17 protein-coding genes are annotated in these 19,802 nt (G+C 66.0%); 9 read left to right on the plus strand and 8 right to left on the minus strand.

The features are described from left to right. Positions 1-122: 122 nt before the first annotated feature. The 6 genes from ASE72_RS15390 to ASE72_RS15415 all read left to right on the plus strand — a co-directional run bounded on the left by ASE72_RS15390 (position 123) and on the right by ASE72_RS15415 (position 8,726). On the plus strand, positions 123-3,041 hold the full coding sequence (locus tag ASE72_RS15390) for a PAS domain-containing protein (protein ID WP_056023270.1): 2,919 nt from the start codon (positions 123-125) through the stop codon (positions 3,039-3,041). 115 nt (positions 3,042-3,156) lie between these two features. Beyond that, positions 3,157-4,125: a cytochrome c oxidase subunit II gene (gene coxB, locus ASE72_RS15395; protein WP_056024279.1), complete on the plus strand. Its 969-nt coding sequence runs from the start codon at positions 3,157-3,159 to the stop codon at positions 4,123-4,125. Continuing rightward, on the plus strand, positions 4,122-6,668 hold the full coding sequence (gene ctaD / locus ASE72_RS15400) for a cytochrome c oxidase subunit I (protein ID WP_056023273.1): 2,547 nt from the start codon (positions 4,122-4,124) through the stop codon (positions 6,666-6,668). Before coxB ends, ctaD begins: the two co-directional genes overlap by 4 nt. Beyond that, positions 6,665-7,066, plus strand: coding sequence for a hypothetical protein (locus ASE72_RS15405; protein ID WP_056023276.1), 402 nt, complete (start codon positions 6,665-6,667; stop codon positions 7,064-7,066). The genes ctaD and ASE72_RS15405 overlap by 4 nt, the downstream gene beginning before the upstream one ends. Continuing rightward, positions 7,063-7,683 carry a cytochrome c oxidase assembly protein gene (locus tag ASE72_RS15410; protein WP_056023279.1) on the plus strand — a complete coding sequence of 207 codons (621 nt, stop codon included), beginning with the start codon at positions 7,063-7,065 and terminating at the stop codon, positions 7,681-7,683. Before ASE72_RS15405 ends, ASE72_RS15410 begins: the two co-directional genes overlap by 4 nt. Next, on the plus strand, positions 7,680-8,726 hold the full coding sequence (locus ASE72_RS15415; RefSeq protein WP_056023282.1) for a c-type cytochrome: 1,047 nt from the start codon (positions 7,680-7,682) through the stop codon (positions 8,724-8,726). Before ASE72_RS15410 ends, ASE72_RS15415 begins: the two co-directional genes overlap by 4 nt. 7 nt (positions 8,727-8,733) lie before the next feature. Here ASE72_RS15415 and ASE72_RS15420 read toward each other — a convergent pair whose 3' ends face one another. From ASE72_RS15420 to ASE72_RS15435, 4 genes are read right to left on the minus strand one after another with little or no spacing between them, the layout of a single operon-like run. Beyond that, the gene (locus ASE72_RS15420) at positions 8,734-10,245 is read right to left on the minus strand and encodes a Ppx/GppA family phosphatase (protein WP_056023284.1); all 1,512 of its coding nucleotides are present in this window, start codon (positions 10,243-10,245) and stop codon (positions 8,734-8,736) included. Next, positions 10,242-12,407 carry an RNA degradosome polyphosphate kinase gene (locus ASE72_RS15425; RefSeq protein WP_056023287.1) on the minus strand — a complete coding sequence of 722 codons (2,166 nt, stop codon included), beginning with the start codon at positions 12,405-12,407 and terminating at the stop codon, positions 10,242-10,244. Before ASE72_RS15425 ends, ASE72_RS15420 begins: the two co-directional genes overlap by 4 nt. Positions 12,408-12,435: 28 nt before the next feature. Next, positions 12,436-13,080: an HdaA/DnaA family protein gene (locus tag ASE72_RS15430; RefSeq protein ID WP_056023290.1), complete on the minus strand. Its 645-nt coding sequence runs from the start codon at positions 13,078-13,080 to the stop codon at positions 12,436-12,438. A gap of 11 nt (positions 13,081-13,091) precedes the next feature. Next, positions 13,092-14,336: a heavy-metal-associated domain-containing protein gene (locus ASE72_RS15435; RefSeq protein WP_056024282.1), complete on the minus strand. Its 1,245-nt coding sequence runs from the start codon at positions 14,334-14,336 to the stop codon at positions 13,092-13,094. Positions 14,337-14,400: 64 nt separating this feature from the next. Between ASE72_RS15435 and purM the strand changes: the two genes are divergently transcribed. Genes purM through ASE72_RS15450 form a run of 3 tightly spaced genes read left to right on the plus strand, consistent with a single transcriptional unit; the run spans position 14,401 to position 16,698 of the window. Further along, entirely contained in the window at positions 14,401-15,528 is a 1,128-nt protein-coding gene (purM, locus tag ASE72_RS15440; protein WP_056023292.1) for a phosphoribosylformylglycinamidine cyclo-ligase, read from the plus strand. Further along, positions 15,521-16,093 (plus strand): phosphoribosylglycinamide formyltransferase, encoded by a 573-nt coding sequence (gene purN / locus ASE72_RS15445; protein ID WP_056023294.1) that lies wholly within the window; start codon positions 15,521-15,523, stop codon positions 16,091-16,093. The genes purM and purN overlap by 8 nt, the downstream gene beginning before the upstream one ends. Next, positions 16,090-16,698, plus strand: a complete 609-nt coding sequence (locus ASE72_RS15450; protein WP_056023296.1) for a hypothetical protein — start codon at positions 16,090-16,092, stop codon at positions 16,696-16,698. Before purN ends, ASE72_RS15450 begins: the two co-directional genes overlap by 4 nt. 41 nt (positions 16,699-16,739) lie before the next feature. Here the strand turns inward: ASE72_RS15450 and ASE72_RS15455 are convergent, their stop codons facing one another. From ASE72_RS15455 to ASE72_RS15470, 4 genes are all read right to left on the minus strand, one after another. Then, the gene (locus ASE72_RS15455) at positions 16,740-17,258 is read right to left on the minus strand and encodes a GNAT family N-acetyltransferase (RefSeq protein WP_056023299.1); all 519 of its coding nucleotides are present in this window, start codon (positions 17,256-17,258) and stop codon (positions 16,740-16,742) included. Continuing rightward, positions 17,258-17,680 carry a nucleoside-diphosphate kinase gene (gene ndk / locus ASE72_RS15460; RefSeq protein ID WP_056023302.1) on the minus strand — a complete coding sequence of 141 codons (423 nt, stop codon included), beginning with the start codon at positions 17,678-17,680 and terminating at the stop codon, positions 17,258-17,260. The genes ASE72_RS15455 and ndk overlap by 1 nt, the downstream gene beginning before the upstream one ends. A 104-nt stretch (positions 17,681-17,784) precedes the next feature. Then, positions 17,785-18,222, minus strand: coding sequence for a DNA polymerase III subunit chi (locus ASE72_RS15465; RefSeq protein ID WP_056023305.1), 438 nt, complete (start codon positions 18,220-18,222; stop codon positions 17,785-17,787). 73 nt (positions 18,223-18,295) lie between these two features. Then, the gene (locus ASE72_RS15470; protein WP_056023308.1) at positions 18,296-19,774 is read right to left on the minus strand and encodes a leucyl aminopeptidase; all 1,479 of its coding nucleotides are present in this window, start codon (positions 19,772-19,774) and stop codon (positions 18,296-18,298) included. Positions 19,775-19,802: the final 28 nt, after the last annotated feature.

Raw genomic sequence — 19,802 nt, forward strand, 5'->3', positions numbered from 1 at the left:
GACCGATCATCGGGATCGTCGCAAAAGCTCGGGATCATCCGGCGCGCCGGACGCGTTCAGACGGGGCAAATTTCTTACAAACGCGTCCCCGTCATTCTCACGACCAGAAGTACCCTGCACAGATGCCTTCGAACCTGACGAACACCCCGGCGGAGGCTCGTGCTTCGACGCCGCCGCAGATCCCGACCGAGGCGCGATACCGTGCGCTGTTCGAAGCGATCGATGCCGGCTTCTGTATCATCGAAATGCTGTTCGAGAACGATCGCCCGGTCGACTACCGCTTCCTGGAGGTGAACCCGCAGTTCGAGTTGCAGACCGGGCTCGTCGATCCGGTCGGTCAAACCGCGCGGACGCTGGCACCGGGCCTCGAACAGCACTGGATCGACACCTATGGTCGCATCGCCCTGACCGGGGAGCCGATGCGTTTCGAAGACGGTTCGGCTGTGATGGGGCGCTGGTTCGAAGTACAGGCGGCGCGGATCGGCGATCCGGCGGCGCACACCGTCGCGATCATCTTCACCGACATCACCAAGCGGCGGCAGACCGAGATCGCGGTGCACGAATCCGAGGAGCGGCTGCAACTCGCCCTCTCGGCAGGTAGCGGGATCGGAACGTGGAACTGGGATGTCGCCGAGGACCGCGTGACGGCCGACGCGCGGTTCGCGGCGCTGTATGGCGTCGACCCCGACGCTGCCCGTGCGGGCGCGCCGCTGGCCCGGTTTTTCGCGCGGATCCATCCCGACGATATCGCTGCGACCCGTCAGCATATTGATGCCGCGCTCGCCTCCGGCGGGGCTTTCGTGGCGGAATACCGGCTTCTCGACAGTGACGGCTCGATCCGTTGGGTGACCGCACAGGGACGGTGCGAGCTGTCGCCTGACGGTGCCCCGCTCCGCTTTCCCGGAATCAGCTTTGAAATCACCGCGCGCAAGCTTGCGGAGGTTCGGCAGACAGCGTTGCTGGCGCTCGGCGACGTCGTCAGGGAAATGACTGATCCCGGAGAGATCGCGTATGCGGCGTCGGAAATCCTTGGCCGGGCATTGCAGGTAAGCCGCGTCGGCTACGGCGTTATCGATCCGGTTGCGGAGACGATCACCGTCGCGAGAGACTGGAACGCGGACGGCATAGCGACGCTCGCGGGCACGCTCCATTTCCGTCAACACGGGAGTTACATCGAGGATCTGAAGCGTGGCGAGGTCGTCGCGATTGCGGATGTCGAGCACGACCCGCGCACTGCTGGTTCGGCGGAGGTCCTGAAGCGGATCAGTGCATCGTCGTTCATCAACATGCCATTGCTCGAACAACAGGGTTTCGTGGCGATCATCTATGCCAACCACGAACACCCGCGGGTCTGGGCCAGCGAAGAGATACGCCTGATGCGCGACGTTGCCGAGCGCGTGCGCGCGGCGACCGAACGCCTTCGCGCCGAAGCGGCACTGCGCGAAAGCGAGGAACAGTTCAGGGTTTTCGCACAGGCCGTCCCCAACCAGATCTGGGCTGCAGCGCCTGACGGGAAACTCGGCTGGTTCAATAACCAGGTCTACGACTATACGGGTTTTGAACGCGACAACCTCGAAGGTCTCGAAGACTGGGGATCGCTGGTTCATCCTGATGACCGCGACCAATCCATGGACGCATGGCGCGACGCGCTTTCGTCGGGCACGTACTATTCGACGGAGTTTCGCATCCGCCGGGCCGATGGCGCCTATCGGTGGTTTCTTGTAAGGGCGGAGGCCGTGCGCAATCCGGCGGGGGCGATCACACGCTGGGTCGGCACCAACACCGATATCGACGATCGCCGACGTCAGGCCGCCGAGATGGCGCAGTGGAACCAGACGCTGGAAGATCAGGTCGCGACGCGCACGCACGAGCTGATGGAGGCCGAAGCGGCGCTCCGTCAAAGCCAGAAGATGGAGGCGGTGGGTCAGCTTACCGGCGGCATCGCGCATGATTTCAACAATCTGCTGACCGGGATCATCGGCAGCCTCGAACTCCTCGGCGTTCGGATCGCGCAAGGGAGGCTCAGCGATGTCGAACGCTATTCGATCGCGGCACAGGGCGCGGCGAAGCGCGCAGCGGCGCTGACGCATCGGCTCCTGGCGTTCTCGAGGCGTCAGACGCTCGACCCCCGGCCGACTGACGTCAACCGGCTGGTCGGCGGGCTTCAGGAGCTTGTCACGCGCACCGTCGGCCCCGACGTCACGGTCGAGGTGGTCACCGCGGCAGGCCTTTGGCCAACGCTCGTCGATCCCAATCAGCTCGAGAACGCGATCCTCAACCTGTGCATCAACGCGCGCGACGCGATGCCGAGCGGGGGGCGGCTCACGATCGAGACGGGAAACCGGTGGATCGATCTCAGAACCGGACGCGAGCGCGACCTCGATCCGGGACAATATGTCTCGCTGTGCGTATCCGACTCGGGCACCGGGATGACCCCCGAGGTGATTGCAAAGGCCTTCGACCCGTTTTTCACGACCAAGCCGCTCGGCCTCGGTACGGGGCTGGGACTCTCGATGATCTACGGCTTTGCGCGACAATCGGGTGGGCAGGTCCGGATCTATTCCGAGGTTGGCGAGGGTACGAACGTCTGCATCTATCTGCCGCGCCATTTCGGTGATGCCGAAATCGCCGAGCCCGATTCGGAGCTGACCGCAGCGCCGAGAGCCGGTGCTGGCGAGACCGTCCTTGTCGTCGACGACGAGCCGACGGTGCGGATGCTCGTCGTCGAGGTTCTCGAGGAACTGGGATATTGTGCGATCGAAGCGGGCGACGGGCCTGCCGGGTTGAAGATCCTGCAGTCGGACGTCCGGATCGATCTGCTGGTGACCGATGTCGGTCTGCCTGGCGGCATGAACGGTCGGCAGATGGCCGACGCCGCGCGGATCGGTCGCCCGGACCTCCGGATTCTGTTCATCACGGGCTATGCGGAGAATGCCGTCGTGGGCAACGGGCATCTCGACCCGGGCATGCACGTGATGACCAAGCCGTTTGCGATGGAGGCGCTGGCAGGACGCATCAAGGATCTCATTACCTTACGATAATCAGGATATACCGCGTACACGTGGTATTTCTTCCATGACAAGCCTGTCACTTTCCGGCTTACCTTGCGTCCGACGCGCCGTTAGTGGGCGCATGACACTCTGACGCAAGGGCATGATGCGAAAGGCGATATTTCTGGCCGCGGGGGCAGCCACGCTATCGCTGGCCGCCTGCAATCAGCACCAGTCCACGTTGTCGCCGTTTGGCGAACAGGCGGATCAGGTCCGCTCGATTGCGATCGTGCTCGTCGTCGGATCGGTCATCCTCGCCGCTGGCCTGGCGCTCCTCATGCGGCACGCGATGCGCGCGCCCGAGGGGCAGCTCACGCACAAGGGGGGGATGAAGCTGGTGCTGTGGCTCGGCGGGATCGGCCCGTCGATCCTGCTGCTCGGGCTGCTCGTCTATGCGCTGCCGGCGATGCGGCCGATCCCGGTGGCGAACGCCGATCTGCGCATCGGTGTCGATGGCGAGCAGTTCTGGTGGCGTGTGCGCTATGCCCCGCCCGGTGGGTCGGTCGTCGATGCCGCAAACGAGCTGCGTCTGCCCGTTGGCCGCACGGTCGAGCTGTCGCTGCGCAGTCCCGACGTGATCCACAGTTTCTGGGTGCCCGGCCTCGCGGGCAAGATGGACATGATCCCCGGCCGCACCAACCGCCTCGTCGTCCGCGCAACCAAGGCGGGGACGTACCGCGGCGTCTGCGCCGAGTTCTGCGGGCTGGGTCATGCGCTGATGGCGTTCGACGTCGTCGCGATGGAGCCCGCCGCGTTCGAGCGCTGGCTTGCCGCGCAGGCACGCCCCGCGACGCCGACCGCATCGCCCGGCGCACGGCTGTTCGCCAGCTATGGGTGCAGCGGCTGTCACAGCGTCCGCGGGATCGGCCCGGTCGCCAGGATCGGCCCTGACCTGACGCATTTCGGTTCGCGCCCGACGCTTGCCGCCGGCATCCTGCCGATGACGCACACCAACATCGCGGGCTTCGTCCGTGACCCCGGCAAGACCAAGCCCGGCGTGCGCATGCCCGCCTTCCCGCAGATGTCGGCCGCCGAAGCCGACCAGATCGCCAGCTATCTCCAGGGGCTCAAATGACCACCGAGAGCGCCCAGTACGTCGCCCCCGACCAGAACGATCCCGCGGTCCGCAAGGGCCAGGAGGATCGCCTGCGCGAGGTTTGGAAGCCGCCCTCGGGCTGGTTCTTCCGCTGGACCGACGTCAACAACAACCGGATCGGTGTGTGGTACACGCTGACCGCGTTCGGCTTCATGCTGTTCGCAGGCGTGCTCGCGCTGATCATGCGCACGCAGCTGGCGGTGCCGAACAACGATCTCGTCACCGCGAACACGTTCAACCAGCTGTTCACGCTGCACGGCTCGATGATGATGTTCCTGTTCGCGGTGCCGATGTTCGAGGCGGTATCGATCATCCTGCTGCCACAGCTGCTCGGCGCGCGCGACCTGCCGTTCCCGCGGCTGTCAGGCTTTGGCTATTGGAGCTTCCTGATCGGCGGCGTGTTCGTCTCCGGATCGATCTTCTTCGATGCCGCGCCCGATGGCGGCTGGTTCATGTATCCGCCGCTGACGACGCGGACCGATCTGAGCGGCCTTGGCGCCGACATCTGGATGCTGGGGCTGAGCTTCATCGAGGTGTCGTCGGTCGCAGCCGCGGTCGAGCTGATCGTCGGCGTGCTCAAATGCCGCCCGCCGGGGATGCGCCTCAACCTCATGCCGCTCTACGCCTGGTATATCCTGGTCGTCGCGGTAATGATCCTGTTCGCATTTCCGCCGCTGATCGCGGGCGACGTGCTGTTCGAGATGGAGCGGCTGCTAAACTGGCCGTTCTTCAACGCGGAAAAGGGCGGCGACCCGCTGCTGTGGCAGCACCTGTTCTGGATCTTCGGCCACCCCGAAGTCTATATCGTCTTCCTGCCGTCGATCGCGCTGTTCGCGATGCTGATCCCGACCTTCGCGCAGCGGCACCTGCTCGGCTATCCGTGGATCGTGCTGGCCGCGGTCGGCACCGCGTTCCTCAGCTTCGGGCTGTGGGTCCACCACATGTTCACGACGGGGCTGCCCAAGATCAGCCTCGCCTTCTTTGCGGCGGCGTCGGAGGCGGTGGCGATCCCGACCGGCGTGCAGATCTTCGTGTTCATCGCGACGCTCTGGGCGGGCAACGTCAAGAAATCGACGCCGTTGCTCTATGCGAGCGGAAGCCTCGCGGTGTTCGTGATTGGTGGCCTCACCGGCGTGATGGTCGCGGTCGCGCCGTTCGACTGGCAGGCGCACGACACCTATTTCATCGTCGCGCATCTCCATTACGTGCTGATCGGCGGCACGCTGCTGCCGTTGTTCGCCGGGCTCTATTATTACTGGCCGCTGGTCACCGGCAAGAAGCTCAGCGACAGGCTCGGGCGGATCGCGTTCTGGATCATGTTCGTGGGCATGAATCTGACCTTCTTCCCGATGCACCTGTCCGGGCTGCTCGGCATGCCGCGCCGCGTGTTCACCTATCCCGAGGAGCTCGGGATCGGCGGGCTCAACCTCGCCTCGACCGCCGGCTCCTACATGTTCGCACTCGGCGTGCTGATCGTCTGCATCGATCTCGCGCTGTCGCCGCGCCGCGCCAAGGCGCCGCGCAATCCGTGGAACGCGGGGACGCTCGAATGGCTCGCGCTGCCCGACGACGAGGACTGGGGCATCCGCTCGGTCCCGCTGATCGAGAGCCGCTATCCGATCTGGGATCAAAAGAACTTCGTCCAGAAGGTCGACGAGGGCCGCTTCTTCCTGCCCGACGCGGAGGAGATGCGGCGCGAGTCGATCATCACCACCGTGCTCGATGCGCGGCCGTTGCAGGTGATCCGCCTCGGCACGCCCAGCGTGAAGCCGATGATGACCGCGGTCGCGCTGGCGGGCGTATTCATCCTCACGACCTATCACCTCTATCTCCTGTCCGCGCTCAGCGGCGTTGCGACGCTCGCCTGCGTGCTGTGGTGGCTGTGGACCGGCACCGCCGAGATCCCCGAAAAGCCGACCAAGCATATCGGCCACGGTATCGAGGTACCGCTCTACACCTCGGGGCCGTCGGCGCCGGGCTGGTGGGCGATGTTCATCACGATGATGGCGGATGCGACCGCGTTCTCGGGGCTGGTGTTCGGCTATTTCTTCTTCTGGACGATCCACACCAATTTCCCGCCCACGGGCGCGGGGCTGGACGGACCGGGCGTCTTCTGGCCGATGGTCGCGCTGGCGCTGACTTTGACCGGCTGGGCGGCGACGGTCGGCGCCCGCGAGGTGCACCGTCGCGGCAACGTCGCCGCGGGCCGCCTGCTGCTGGTCCTCGGCATTGTCGCGACGCTGTCGAGCCTGTTCGCGGGGCTCGCCGGGCCTTGGGTGTCGGGAATGGATCCCGAGCTGCACGTCTATCCCGCGATCGTGTGGACGCTGGCGATCTGGACCGCGGTACACGCGGCAATCGGCGTGATCATGCAGGCCTATACGCTCGCGCGCAGCCTCGCGGGCAAGATGACGCCGGTCTATGACGCAGACCTGCGCAACATCACCGTCTACCACCACTTCCTCGCGCTGACGGGCATCGTGACGTTCTGCACGATCGGCCTGTTCCCGGGTGTCGCATGACAACGCCGAAGGACAACCGGAAACACTGGGCGCGCGACCTCAAGGTCACGCTGTGGACGCTGATCATCCCGCCGACGATCTGGGCCGTCCATTTCCTGTTCTGCTATCTGTGGGTGGCGGTGACGTGCGCGAAATCGCCGACGCCGGCCACGGCGCTGGATGGGTTCCCGCTGGCGACGCTGATCGCGACGGTCGTCGCGCTGCTGGGGATCGTCGCGGCGGGGTATATCGCGCGCGTCCAGTCGCAGACGCCGGGCGACCCTGCACCGCATGACGAAGGGACCGCGATCGACCGGCTGCGCTTCCTCGCGCTCTCGACCCGGCTGCTCGCCGCGCTGAGCTTCGTGGCAGTGATCTTCACCGCGCTGCCCGTCATCATCTTCGGCGATTGCCGATGAGACGCGCGAGCCTCGTGCTGGGCGCGGTGCTGGTCCCGCTCGGCTGGGTGTTTGCCGCGGCGCCGCTCGGGATGGTCGGGCATATGACCGGCCACATGATCGCCGTCGCCGTTGCCGCGCCGTTCCTCGCATATGGCCTAGCGGGCAGCCGCTTCGATCCGGCCGAGCGGTGGCCGGCGGTGGTGACGCCGCTGGCGATGTCGCTCGTCGAACTCGTCGTGGTGTGGCTCTGGCATCTGCCCGCGCTGCGGCTGCGCGTCGACATGCAGCCGCTGGTGTTGTTGATCGAGCAGGCGAGCTTCCTCGGCGCGGGCCTGCTGCTGTGGAGCGCGGTGCTCGGCACGCAGAACGGCGGTGCGACCGACCGGCGCGCGTCGGGCGTCGCGGCGATGCTGCTGACCTCGATGCACATGACTCTGCTCGGCGCGCTGATCGGCCTCGCCCCCAGGCCGCTCTACGCGATGATGGCGATGCACCCTGCTGCGCATGGTCTCGATCCGCTCGAGGATCAGCAGCTCGGCGGCGTCGTCATGCTGATGGTCGGCGCGGCAAGCTATTTTCTCGGCGGGCTCGCGATGCTCGGCGGTTTGTTGAAGACACGGAGCGCGACGGCATGACGATCCGCATCACCTGGGCGCGCGCGATCGCAGCCATCGTCACACTCGCGCTAGCCGGGCTGTTGTTCGCCTGGTCGGGCGTGTTCAACATTGCCGCATCGTCGGGGCATTGGAAGATCACCGACTGGTTCCTCCACTGGACGATGCGCAACTCGGTGCGCACGCACGCCGCGTTCACCGCGCCCGACGATCCCAAGGCGAACCAGGGCCTCGTCAGCGCCGCGGGCCTGTTCCGGGCAAGCTGCGCTTCGTGCCACGGCGCGCCGGGCGTGCGCCCGCTCCCGGTGATGCAGGCGGCGACGCCCCCCGCCCCCGACCTCGCGGTCAACGCGCGCGAATGGACCGACAAGCAGATCTTCTGGATCCTCAAGCACGGCGTCAAATATACCGGCATGCCCGGCTGGGCGGCCAAGGACCGCGACGACGAGGTCCGCCGCATGGTCGCATTTGTCCGCCTGTTGCCTGAGATGTCGCCTGCGACCTATCGCGCCCTGACCGAAGTTCCCGGCAGCGGTACCGCCGGTCCCGATGCGGCCCGCATCGCCACCTGCGCTGGCTGTCACGGTACGGACGGTCGTGGTCGCGGACAGCCCGACATGCCCGTGCTCGGTGGACAGAGCCCCGCCTATCTCCGCGCGGCGCTCGAGGTCTATGCGACCGGCAAGCGGCAGAGCGCGGTGATGGCGAACGCCGCCGCGACGCTGACGCCGGCCGAGATGACGCGGCTTGCGGATCACTTCGCGGCAATGCCGGGGATCGGCGCGACCACGCCCAACGGCAACGTCGAAGCCGCACGGATCGACCGCGAGGGCCTGCCAAAGGTCCAGCTCCCGGCCTGCGCAAGCTGCCACGCGCCCGGCAAGCCCTATCCCGTGCTCGCGGGTCAGCGCGCCAGCTATATCGCGCAACGCCTGCGGAACTGGCGCGGCGACGAGACGGTGGTCGATGCGCGCAAGTCGCAGTCGACGATGCCCGTCATCGCGCGGCGGATCCCCGAAGACATGATCGACCCGCTCGCACGGTATCTGTCGGGCCAGCGCTAAGCCCGGCTCAGGCAATCGCGAGCGACGGCTTTCGCCCCAGTGCCGCGGCAAGTGCGGCATGCCGTCGCTCGACCGCCTCGCCATAGAGGCCGCGATCGTCGGGAAGCAGCGTCAGCGTCAGCGCGGTACCGTCATCGGTCAGTCTCGATCGTTTGAGGGGTCCGGCCAGCCCGCCGCTCATCCGCTGCCCCAGACGCATCGCAAGCCCCCACGCCGTGGCGCTCTTGATCGCGGCGGGACTGGCCAGTCGACCGATGGGATCGGCTGCGGTGAGGTCGCCGCCGAGGCTGGCATAGAGCGCCTGCGCGAGCATCCCGCGTCCTGGCGCGTCGATTGCCACCCAGTTGCCGTGAAGGGCGATTTCGACGCCACGCTCCGCGCGAAATTCGGGATTGGCGCGCCAGCCGACATCGGCGAGCAGGCAGGCGGCGTGACGCAGCCTTGCCGTCGCCGGTGGCTCGTTCACGAACAAGGGCGCGATCCATCGGTCGAGCAGATCGCCGTGCTCGGGGAAGCGGCCGAGCAGACGCCCCTCTTCACGCGCCGCGACGATCAGCGGGTCGAGCGCGCGCGTTGCCGTGTTGAGCTGCTCATAGAGGAGACCCTCGCGCAGGCCGTATGACGACACCACCGTCGTCCGGCTGCCCAGCTGGCGCATGAGCACACCAAGCAGCGCCGCTGCATCAGCAAGCGTCGCGGTGCGCCCGCTGGACAGCCCGGGTATCGCCTTCAGCCGCGGCTTGGAAAGTTGCGGGATCGTCCGGCTCAGTCGCGTGATCGTGGCGGCTGTCATCGAATATTGATGGATGATCGGCAGCGGATAGTCCGACAGCTCCATGTCGAGCCGGGCGAGTGCCCGCCAGGAACCACCGACGAGAAACAGCGGAAGCCCCTGCCCCCGCTGATCCCAGCCTGCTTCCCGCACGAGTCGCGCAACATGGCGTTCGAGCACCTTGCCGCGCTTCGCGCGCATATCCCCGATGCGCAGGACGCCGAGCGGAAAGGAGACGCGGTCCTCGATCTTGCCGCTGCGAATCCGAACGAGTTCGAGGCTCCCGCCGCCGAGATCGCCGACGATCCCATCTGCCTCGGGGATTGCCGAAAGCACGCCGTAACCCGCCGCGCTGGCTTCCTGTTCGCCGGACAGCGTTTCCACCGTCAGGCCAAGATGCTCGGCTGCGGCGATGAGGTCCGAACCGTTCCTGGCATCACGTACCGCCGCCGTCGCCACGGTGCGTACGACGTTGCATTCCATTTCGCGCGCGATCGCTGCAAACCTCGCCAGCGCGATCCGGGCAGTCTTCAACGCCGACTTTTCGATCGCGCCCGTCGCCGCGAGCCCACGCCCTAGGCCCGCCAGTACCTTCTCGTTGAACCGGATCGCGGGAAGCCGCGCCGGACCTTGGTAGACGACGAGCCGGATCGAGTTCGACCCGATATCGATGATCCCGGTCCGCGGGTGATCGTCGGTCTCGACCCGGGGCTTACCTGTGCCTAACAGAATGTTGGTAACGCTCATCGTTTTCGTCGCAGCGACAAGGTGGGCACGGCATTGCTGGTCGCGAGCGAGGCGCCGCGACCCGAGAGCGATGGGTTCGTCATGAAATACCGATGCAGGTTAAATGGCCGGTCACCCGGATCGACGCGCGTATAGTCGCCATCCGGCCCGAGCTCCCAGCTCTGTTCGTTGTCGATCAGGTTGGCGACCATCACCTGATCGAGGATCTGGTCATGTACCGTGGGGTTCAGAATGGGCAACATGTACTCGACACGACGGTCGAAGTTGCGTGGCATCCAGTCCGCCGAGGATATGAACAGCTTGGCGCCGTCGTTCGGAAGCGCCTTGCCGTTGCCGAACGCCCAGATCCGGCTGTGCTCGAGGAAGCGGCCGATGACGGACTTCACGCGGATCGTCTCGGACAGGCCAGGCACGCCCGGACGCAGGCAGCAGATGCCGCGGATGATCAGGTCGATTTCCACGCCCGCCCCGCTCGCCTCGTACAGCTTTTCGATGACGGCGGGATCGACGAGCGAGTTCATCTTGGCCCAGACCCCGGCGGCCCTGCCAGCGCGCGCGTTGGCGATCTCGACGTCGATCAGGTTCACGAGATTCTGCCGCAGGTCGCGCGGCGAGAGGCTGACACGCTGCATGTCGATCGGTTCGACATAGCCCGTGATGTAGTTGAACATCTGCGCGGCATCGCGACCCACCGCGGCATCGGCGGTGAAGAAGCTCAAATCAGTATAGATCTTGGCGGTGACGGGGTGATAATTCCCCGTGCCGAAGTGGCAATAGGTGCGAAACGCCTGTCCCTCGCGGCGGACGACCAGCGAGACCTTGGCATGCGTCTTCCAGTCGATGAAGCCATACACCACCTGGACCCCCGCGCGCTCGAGCGCCGACGCCCAGACCATGTTCTGCTCTTCATCGAACCGGGCCTTGAGCTCGACGACCGCGGTCACCGACTTGCCGGCCTCAGCCGCCGTGATCAGCGCGTTGATAACCGCAGGCTGCTTTCCCGCACGGTAGAGCGTCTGCTTGATCGCGACGACGTCGGGGTCGTTGGCAGCCTGCTTCAGGAAGGCGAGCACCACCTCGAACGTCTCGTACGGGTGATGGACAACGATGTCCTTCGACTTGATCGCCGCGAAGCAATCGCCGCCGAACTCGCGGATGCGTTCCGGGAAACGGGGCGTAAACGGGGGGAATTTGAGATCGGGGCGATCCTCGTCGACAAGGCCATCGAGGTCGACGATACCGAGAAGGTTGCCGCTTTCGGTGATGATCGCATCGGCGCCGCCAAGCTCGTCCTTGAGCACCGCGGCAAGGACATCTGGAATCCCCGTTTCCAGCTCAAGCCGGATCACGCGCCCGCGCCTGCGCCGCTTGATCGCGTTGGCAAAATAGCGGACGAGATCCTCCGCCTCTTCCTCGATCTCGATATCGCTGTCGCGCAGCACACGAAAGCTTGCCGCCGCGAGCACGTCGTACCCCGGAAACAGCACGGGCGCGAACCGCTTCAGCAGCGTCTCGATCGCGACGTACCGCGCCGGCTCGCCCGGGAGCCGGACGAACCGCGTCATCGTGTGCGGCAGCATCACCAGCTCCCGCACCGGTTCGTTGTCCGAACGCCGGACGAGATCGAAGATGACCGAAAGGCCACGGTTCGGGATGAACGGAAACGGGTGCGCGGGATCGAGCGCCTGCGGGGTCAGGATCGGGAAGATCTGTTCGCGAAAATGCGTTTCGAGCCAGTCATCGGCTTCACCCTCGACCGCCTCGCGGCGAAGGACGAACAGCCCGGCATCGTCGAGCAGGACCCGAAGGTCGCCCCAGACCGCCTGCTGGCTTTCCATTAGCGCATCGGCCTCACGGACGATCGCGCTGAGTTGCTGGCCAGCCGTCAGGCCATCGGCGGACCGCCGATCAACGTCCTGCGTCTGCTGTCCCTTCAGTCCGGCGACGCGAACCATGAAGAACTCGTCGAGATTGGACCCCGAGATCGACAGGAAGCGAAGCCGCTCAAGCAGCGGATGTGCTGGATTGCACGCCTCTTCCAGAACACGCCGGTTGAACGCGAGCCATGACAGCTCGCGATTGAAATAGCGGTCGTTCGGCTCTGCGCCGATGGGATCGTCGTCGTCTTCCGATTGGCGGACGATATGCGCTGGACGGTTCATCGGTCCTCTTTGGCTCGGGTGTTGACGGTCAGGGCGGCGTGAAGATCGGGAGATCCAACGCCAGTTGTGGCCGGACGATCAGACCCGCCTCGGTTAGAGTGGTTCTTGCAAGGGGAATGGACAGACGCCGGCGACGTTCCATGGCCTCCTGGTCCAGCGCATCTACGGTTCGCGTTACGGCAATATGACTACGCTCAATTCGCGTGGCGAGCCAGTCGACCAGATCGGGACGCGCATCGAGGCTGCGTCGCTCGAAGAGATGGGCAAGCAGCAGCCGTATCAATTCGTCGTCGGGCGCGCCGATCGCGGCGATCGGGCTGGCCGAAAGACGCGAACGCAGGTCGGGCAGCTTGACCTTCCACTCGGGCGGCGCGGCATCGGCGACGATCAGCAGGGGCCGGTGCTCCTCCTGCGCGCGGTTCCACGCGTGAAAAAGCTGCGCGTCGGGCAGCCGCTCCGCGTCGTCGATGATCGCGCCGCCGGTCTTTGCGGCAAATATGCGTGCCAGCAGACTGCGGCCCGACTTGCGCGGCCCCGTCAGGATCGCGGTCATCACGGGCCACGTGGCAGTGTGTTCAAGCGTCTGGACGGCACGGGCGTTCGAAGGCGTTACGAGAAAGGCGTCGTCACGGGGGTCCGCCGGCCATCCCAATGGCAGCGCAATCTGGGTCATTCCGGCTATGCTCACCCTGTCGTCGCATTGTCCGCCGGAAGGTCCGGCGGGAGTAATTGGCTCACCCGGCGTATGCGGATCGTCTGTCCGGTGCCGAACACCTGATATCCGCGCGCCTCGAGCGCGGCCTTCAACGCTGCGGGATCTCCGTCGAAGGTCACGCGCATCAACGAGACGCCGCCAAGCGCCAGGCTAGTCGTTGCCGCCGACCGAACGCCGGGCACTGCCCGCATCGCGCTCTCAGTCGCGGTGATGGCAGCGGCCGACGGCGTGTCGAACTGGATCGTCACGGGCAGCCCGGCGCCCGTCGCCAGCTGGCTGAGATTGGCCTCGGCGACGCTGTCGATGCCCACTGCTTCATCGAGCGCCACCTCGGGCGGCGGCGGCGGCGACAGCGTTGCGTCGGGACGCAGCGTCCCGTTGCGCCGCGCCTGCTGATACAGATCGTCGAGCCGCTTTACCCCGGCGTCGAGCAGTTGCGGCAAGCCATCCGGGCTCCCGACGCGCAAAGTGAAGCGGCCGATCATCTGATTGTCGGGACCGTGACGCGCCTCGAACGCGCCGATGACGGGTCCACCTGGCCACTGACGGTACAGTCGGACGACCGGGATCAGGACGTCATTCGCGCCATATTGATCGAGAATTGTCCGCCACCAGCCGCGTCCTGGGCGTTGCGACTGGCCCAGATTGAGCAAGAGCGCGTCCGGACCGGTGCCCGAAGGACGGACATAGTCGATGCTGCTGTTACCGGTGCGATAGCGCGCCCAGGCCTGTTGCCATTCGGTGCGCTGCTCGAAGCCCTGCGCGACCCCGCCCGACCATTGGAGCGGTACGACGAGCATCGGTGGCGAGCGATCCGCATAGGCCGAGATCCCGAGGATCGACCCCGCGCGCGTGCGATCGAACAAGACACCGAGCTTGGCGACATAACGCTGCGGACCGATCTGCTCGTTTTCGACGACGATCCCCGACACCAGCGAATCGAGCGTACCGTCGGACACCAGCCCCCCGCCCCCGCCAAGCCGGTTGGACAACTGGACCCAGGCCTTGCGTTGCGCGAGGCGCCAACCGCCATAGCGCGCGGCGTCGGCGGATTTGCCGGACACGTCGACGACGACTCCGCTGACCTCGTAGGCGCTACCGCTGTCGACTGGCGGCGCGCCCCGGCCGCCACCCTCGATCTGGGCGAGCACGGCGCCGCCGCCAAGCAACAAGGCGGCGCCGGCAAGGGCGGTGGGCAGGGCACGGATACGCATCACATCGGCCTTTTGGCGAAGCAGGCGTGGAAATCCAAGCGCGATATGGCTAGGCGCATCGAACATGACCGACACGCCAGAGCCAACCGCCGCCCCGAACCAGCCCCAGACCGGTTCGTACACCTATGCCCAAGCCGGTGTTTCGATCGCTGCGGGCAATGCCCTGGTGCGGGCGATCGCTCCCCTGGCCCGCGCGACGCGGCGGCCCGGCGCCGACGCCGACCTTGGCGGGTTCGGCGGGATGTTCGATCTGAAGGCGGCAGGGTTCACCGATCCGTTGCTGGTGGCGGCGAACGACGGCGTGGGTACCAAGCTCAAGCTTGCGATCGACTGGAACCGGCATGAAGGCGTCGGGATCGATCTCGTTGCGATGTGCGTCAACGACCTCATCGTCCAGGGCGCCGAACCGCTGTTCTTCCTCGATTACTACGCCAGCGGCGCGCTCGATGCGGCCGTGGCGGAACGCGTCGTCGCCTCGATCGCCGAGGGCTGCAAGATGGCGGGCTGTGCGCTGATCGGTGGCGAGACGGCGGAGATGCCGGGCATGTACGCCGATGGCGATTACGATCTCGCGGGCTTCTGCGTCGGCGCAGTCGAGCGCAGCAATGTCCTCACCGGCCGCGAGATCGCGCCGGGCGACGTCATGCTCGGCCTGGCTTCGTCCGGAGTCCATTCGAACGGGTTCTCGCTCGTTCGCCGTCTTGCCGCCGATCGCGGCTGGAAGCTCGATCGGCCTGCGCTGTTCGATCAGGACCGGCTGCTGATCGATCACCTGATGGCGCCGACGCGCATCTATGTTGAAAGCCTGCTCCCGTTGCTGCGGGACCGTCGCATAAAGGGCCTCGCGCACATTACGGGCGGTGGGCTTCTCGAGAATATCCCGCGTGTCCTGCCGGGCGGCGTTCACGCGGTGGTCGATGCCGACGCCTGGGAACAGTCACGGTTGATGGCGTTCCTACAGGCGCAGGGCGCGATCGAACCCGAGGAGATGGCGCGGACCTTCAACTGCGGGATCGGCATGGTCGTCATCGTGAGCAGCGACGAGGCCGAGGCCGTTACCGCCGCCCTTACTGCATCGGACGAAACGGTCCACACGATCGGGCGGATCGAGGCCGGGACGCACGGCTGTACCGTCCGGGGATCGGCGGGTACGTGGAGCGCGCGCGCCGACTGGACGGCGACGCATGGCTGACAGGACGCGCGTTGGCGTCCTGATCTCGGGGCGCGGCTCGAACATGATGGCGCTGGCGACCGCCGCACGCGAACCGGATTGCCCCTACGAGATCGTGCTGGTGGCATCGGACAAGCCCGATGCGGCGGGGCTCGACTGGGCGCGGTCACACGATTTGCCGACGTTTGCGCTGTCGCCACGCGGCCTGGGCAAGCCGGCCTATGAAGCGGCGATCGACTCGGCCCTGCGCGACGCTGGCGTCGAGGTGGTCGCGCTCGCAGGATATATGCGGCTGCTGTCGGACACGTTCGTCGCCGCATGGCGGGACCGGATCGTCAACATCCATCCCTCGCTCCTGCCGAAGTACAAGGGTCTCGATACGCACGCACGGGCGATCGCGGCCAACGACGCGGTTGGCGGGTGCTCCGTCCATCTTGTGACAGAAGAACTCGACGGAGGCGCGGTGCTGGGCCAGGCCGAGGTCCCGATCCGTCCCGGTGACGACGCCGATCGTCTCGCGAACCGCGTATTGGCGGCCGAGCATGCGCTGTATCCAAGGACGCTGGCCGCGTTCGTGACGCGATGAGCGGCCCCACGCCCACCGAACGCGCCGAAGCGTCAGCAGTCCGGCGGCGCTGGATCACATTGGCAGAGCTTCTTGCCATCGCCGGCGTTCTGATCGCGGCGCTGACGCTATGGAGCAACTGGTCGGAACGTTCGGCCGAGAAGGCCGAAAGGGCGAACGCCAGCGCGAGCGAACGACAGGCCGCGCGGCGGTTCGAAATCCGTGCGGTAGCGGCGGAAAACGGCGACTCGCTGCTGTTGTTGCGCGACGACAAACACGAGATCCAGAATGCGACCGTCGCCTTTCCATCCGCCCTTCAGGTTGGGCGCAAGGAGGCACTGACCGACCAGATTCAGCGCAGCTGGTTCGAAAAGCCCTTGCTCAAGGCGACCGACGGTGGCGCGGACGAGCAAGAGGGGCGCTTGCCGGTGCTGATCACGGTCTCGTACACCGATGGTGATGCCGTACGCACCGCGCGTGGCATCCATGACATCATCTGGGAGACGAAACCCGGCGGGTTCCTGGCGGGCCGTTCACTCAAGCTGCAAGGCTTGCGCGCGCGGCAACGGGGCGGCGACCAAACGAAGCTGGATGCGATCTGGGCGCGGGAAAAACCGAAATCATAGTGGTGAGGTTGGCCAGCGATGGCAGGATGCGATCGCCCCGTTCAGAGCCGGAGCGCGTATACGGGGTCTTCGTAGAGCGTATCGCCTACCGCAAAGGACCGTGACCCCACGACCTCGAAGCCGGCACGCTCGTAGAATCGCCTGGCGCGCGAGTTCTTTGCCCACACACCCAGCAACATCCGCGTGTGGCCACCCGCCCTCGCATCGTCGCATGCCTCTCGCAAAAGGCCTTGTCCGACCCCGCCACCATGAAACTGTTTGAGCGTGTATATCCGACGCAGCTCGATATCGGCTGCGTCCGTGTCGATCGGGAAGTCCGGGCTGGTAAGCACCGTGTAGCCGATCGGGGCATGGCCTGGTTCATACTCGGCCAGGGTCACCACCGTCTGCGGATCCGATAGCCAAGTCTCGAAGACGGCGTGGCTGTTGTTGCGCGCGCAGTGCCCGATGATGTCGGCCCCGTTCAGCACGCTCGCATAGGCATCGAGAAACGCGGCGGATGCGACGAGCGACAGGGCGGGTGAATCACCCGGTGTCGCGCGTCGCAGCCGCCAGGTCATCAGCCGACGATTTCTTCTGGCTTGAAGAAATAGGCGATCTCGATCTCGGCGTTCTCGTCCGAGTCCGAACCGTGAACGGAGTTTGCCTCGATCGATTCGGCGAGCTCCTTGCGGATCGTGCCGGCATCGGCATTCGCAGGATTGGTCGCACCCATGATGTCGCGATTACGCTGCATCGCGTTCTCGCCCTCGAGAACCTGAACCACGACCGGGCCGGAAATCATGAAGTCGACGAGTTCACCAAAGAACGGGCGCTCCTTGTGCACGGCGTAGAAGCCCTCGGCCTGCTCGCGGGTCATCTGGATGCGCTTCGAAGCAACGACGCGGAGGCCGGCTTCCTCAAGCATCTTCGTGACGGCGCCGGTCAGGTTGCGGCGGGTTGCATCGGGCTTGATGATCGAAAAGGTACGGTTCGCGGCCATGCTGGTCACGGGCTCCTGTGTTGACGGAAATGGGATGCGCGGCGCTTAGTCGCAGAGCGGCCCTAAAGCAACGTCTATGCCGCGCGCATGCCCGGGCGATCCGATCAGGCGGCCTGCTCCCAACGCCCCGAATCGTTCTGTTTCCAATAGCGTCGTTCCACGCCATCGCGGCCCGCAAGCGCTTTCCACGCCAGCCGTGCCTCACGGATCGCGTCTTCGTCGAAGATGTGAAACGCGCGGTCGAAGTCGAGTGCCGTATCGCGCCATTTGCCATCGACGATCGCGACGTTGCCGGCGGCGTTTGCGGCGGTCACGTCGGGCGCGATCAATATGGGCTGTGCCCCGTCGTTACCGGCGCCCTGTTGCGCATGCGGCAGGAAGCTCTCGGGCGCGTAGGACCACAGCAGCCGGTCGAGCGCGACGCGCTGCGCCTCCGACTCCGCGACGACGACCAGCCTTCCCCCGGTGGCGACGACACGCTCCGCGATCCGGGGAAGGACGCGGTCGAGGGGGATGCTGAGGTGGTAAAAGTCGACCTGCACGTTGCGTCCCCCTGCCCGACCCTTCCGTCATCCCGACCTTTTCAGGATGACGATGGGCACATGCGCTTTAGCCTCAGCCCTCAAAATTGTCCGCGACGAACCGGTCGAGCAGCCGCACGCCATATCCCGTCGCGCCCTTGTCGTGGTTCGTCCCCGGTTTGTCGGACCAGACCATGCCGGCGATGTCGAGATGCGCCCACTTGACGCCCTCGTCGACGAAACGCTGGATGAACTGTGCCGCGGTGATCGAACCGGCGCCGCGGGGACCGACATTCTTCATGTCAGCGATCGGCGAATCGATCAGCTTGTCATAGGCCGGCGACAGCGGAAACCGCCACAATGTCTCGCCGGTCGCCTTCCCCGCCGCGAGGAGCTTGTCCGCGAGCGCATCGTCATTGGCGAAGATGCCGCCATTCTCCGTCCCGAGCGCGACGATCATCGCACCCGTCAGCGTCGCGAGGTCGACGATCATCGTCGGCTTGAACGTCTTCTGCACCCATGTGACACAATCGCACAGCACGAGCCGGCCTTCGGCGTCGGTGTTGAGCACTTCGATCGTCTGACCCGACATCGAGGTTATGACGTCGCTGGGCCGCAAGGCCGCGCCGTCGGGCATGTTCTCGACCAGCCCCATGACGCCGACGACGTTCACCTTGGCCTTGCGCGCGGCAAGCGCCTTCATCGCGCCGGCGACCGCACCGGCACCGCCCATATCCCACTTCATGTCTTCCATGCCCGCGCCGGGCTTGATCGAGATGCCGCCCGAGTCGAACGTCACACCCTTGCCGACGAACGCCAGCGTCGGTGCATCCGCGCCAGCACCATTCCACTTCAGCGCGAGGATACGGGCTTCCCGACGCGAGCCCTGGCTCACGCCCAGCAAGGCGCCCATGCCGAGATCCGCCATCTGCGCTTCGTCGAGCACGGTGATCTCGACGCCCAGACCTTCGACCTCCTTCGTGACCTTCGCGACGAAGCTCTCCGGGTACAGGATGTTCGGGGGCGAGGTGACGAGCCAGCGGGTCAGATCGAGCCCGTCGGTGACGGCGTCGTGGCGCGCCCATGCGGCTTCGCCTCCGTCACCAGACCCGACGATCGTCAGCGTCGTCAGCGTCGGCTTCGCCGTCTCGGCAAGCTTGGTACGATAGGTATCATAGCGCCACGCGCGCTGTTCGGCAGCCGCGGCAAACCGCGCGACGAGATCGGCCGAAGGTGCCGATGGCAGAGCCTGCATCATCACGGTGACCGCCGTCGCGCCCGACGTCAGCAGGCGCGCGACGACGGCGCCGCCGGCCTTCTCCCAGTCGTTCTCGCTTCCCGCACCCGTCCCGACCAGCAAGACCTGCCGAACGACATCGTCGACAGGGACGAAGAGTTCGACGATCGAACCCGCGTCGCCCGAGAAGCGCGCCGCGGTGGTGGCCTGGTCCGCGACAGCCTGCGCATGCTCGCTGATCGCACCCCAGACGATATGGGGCACGCCGTCCTTGCCGACGGGAAGTGCGAGAATGGCGGCATCAGCGGCAGCGGCGGGAGCGAAATGGATCTGCATCAGGGGACCTCGAACCACGGGATAAATA

Origin of the sequence: Sphingomonas sp. Leaf20 (genome assembly GCF_001421535.1) — a bacterium.
GTDB lineage: Bacteria > Pseudomonadota > Alphaproteobacteria > Sphingomonadales > Sphingomonadaceae > Sphingomonas.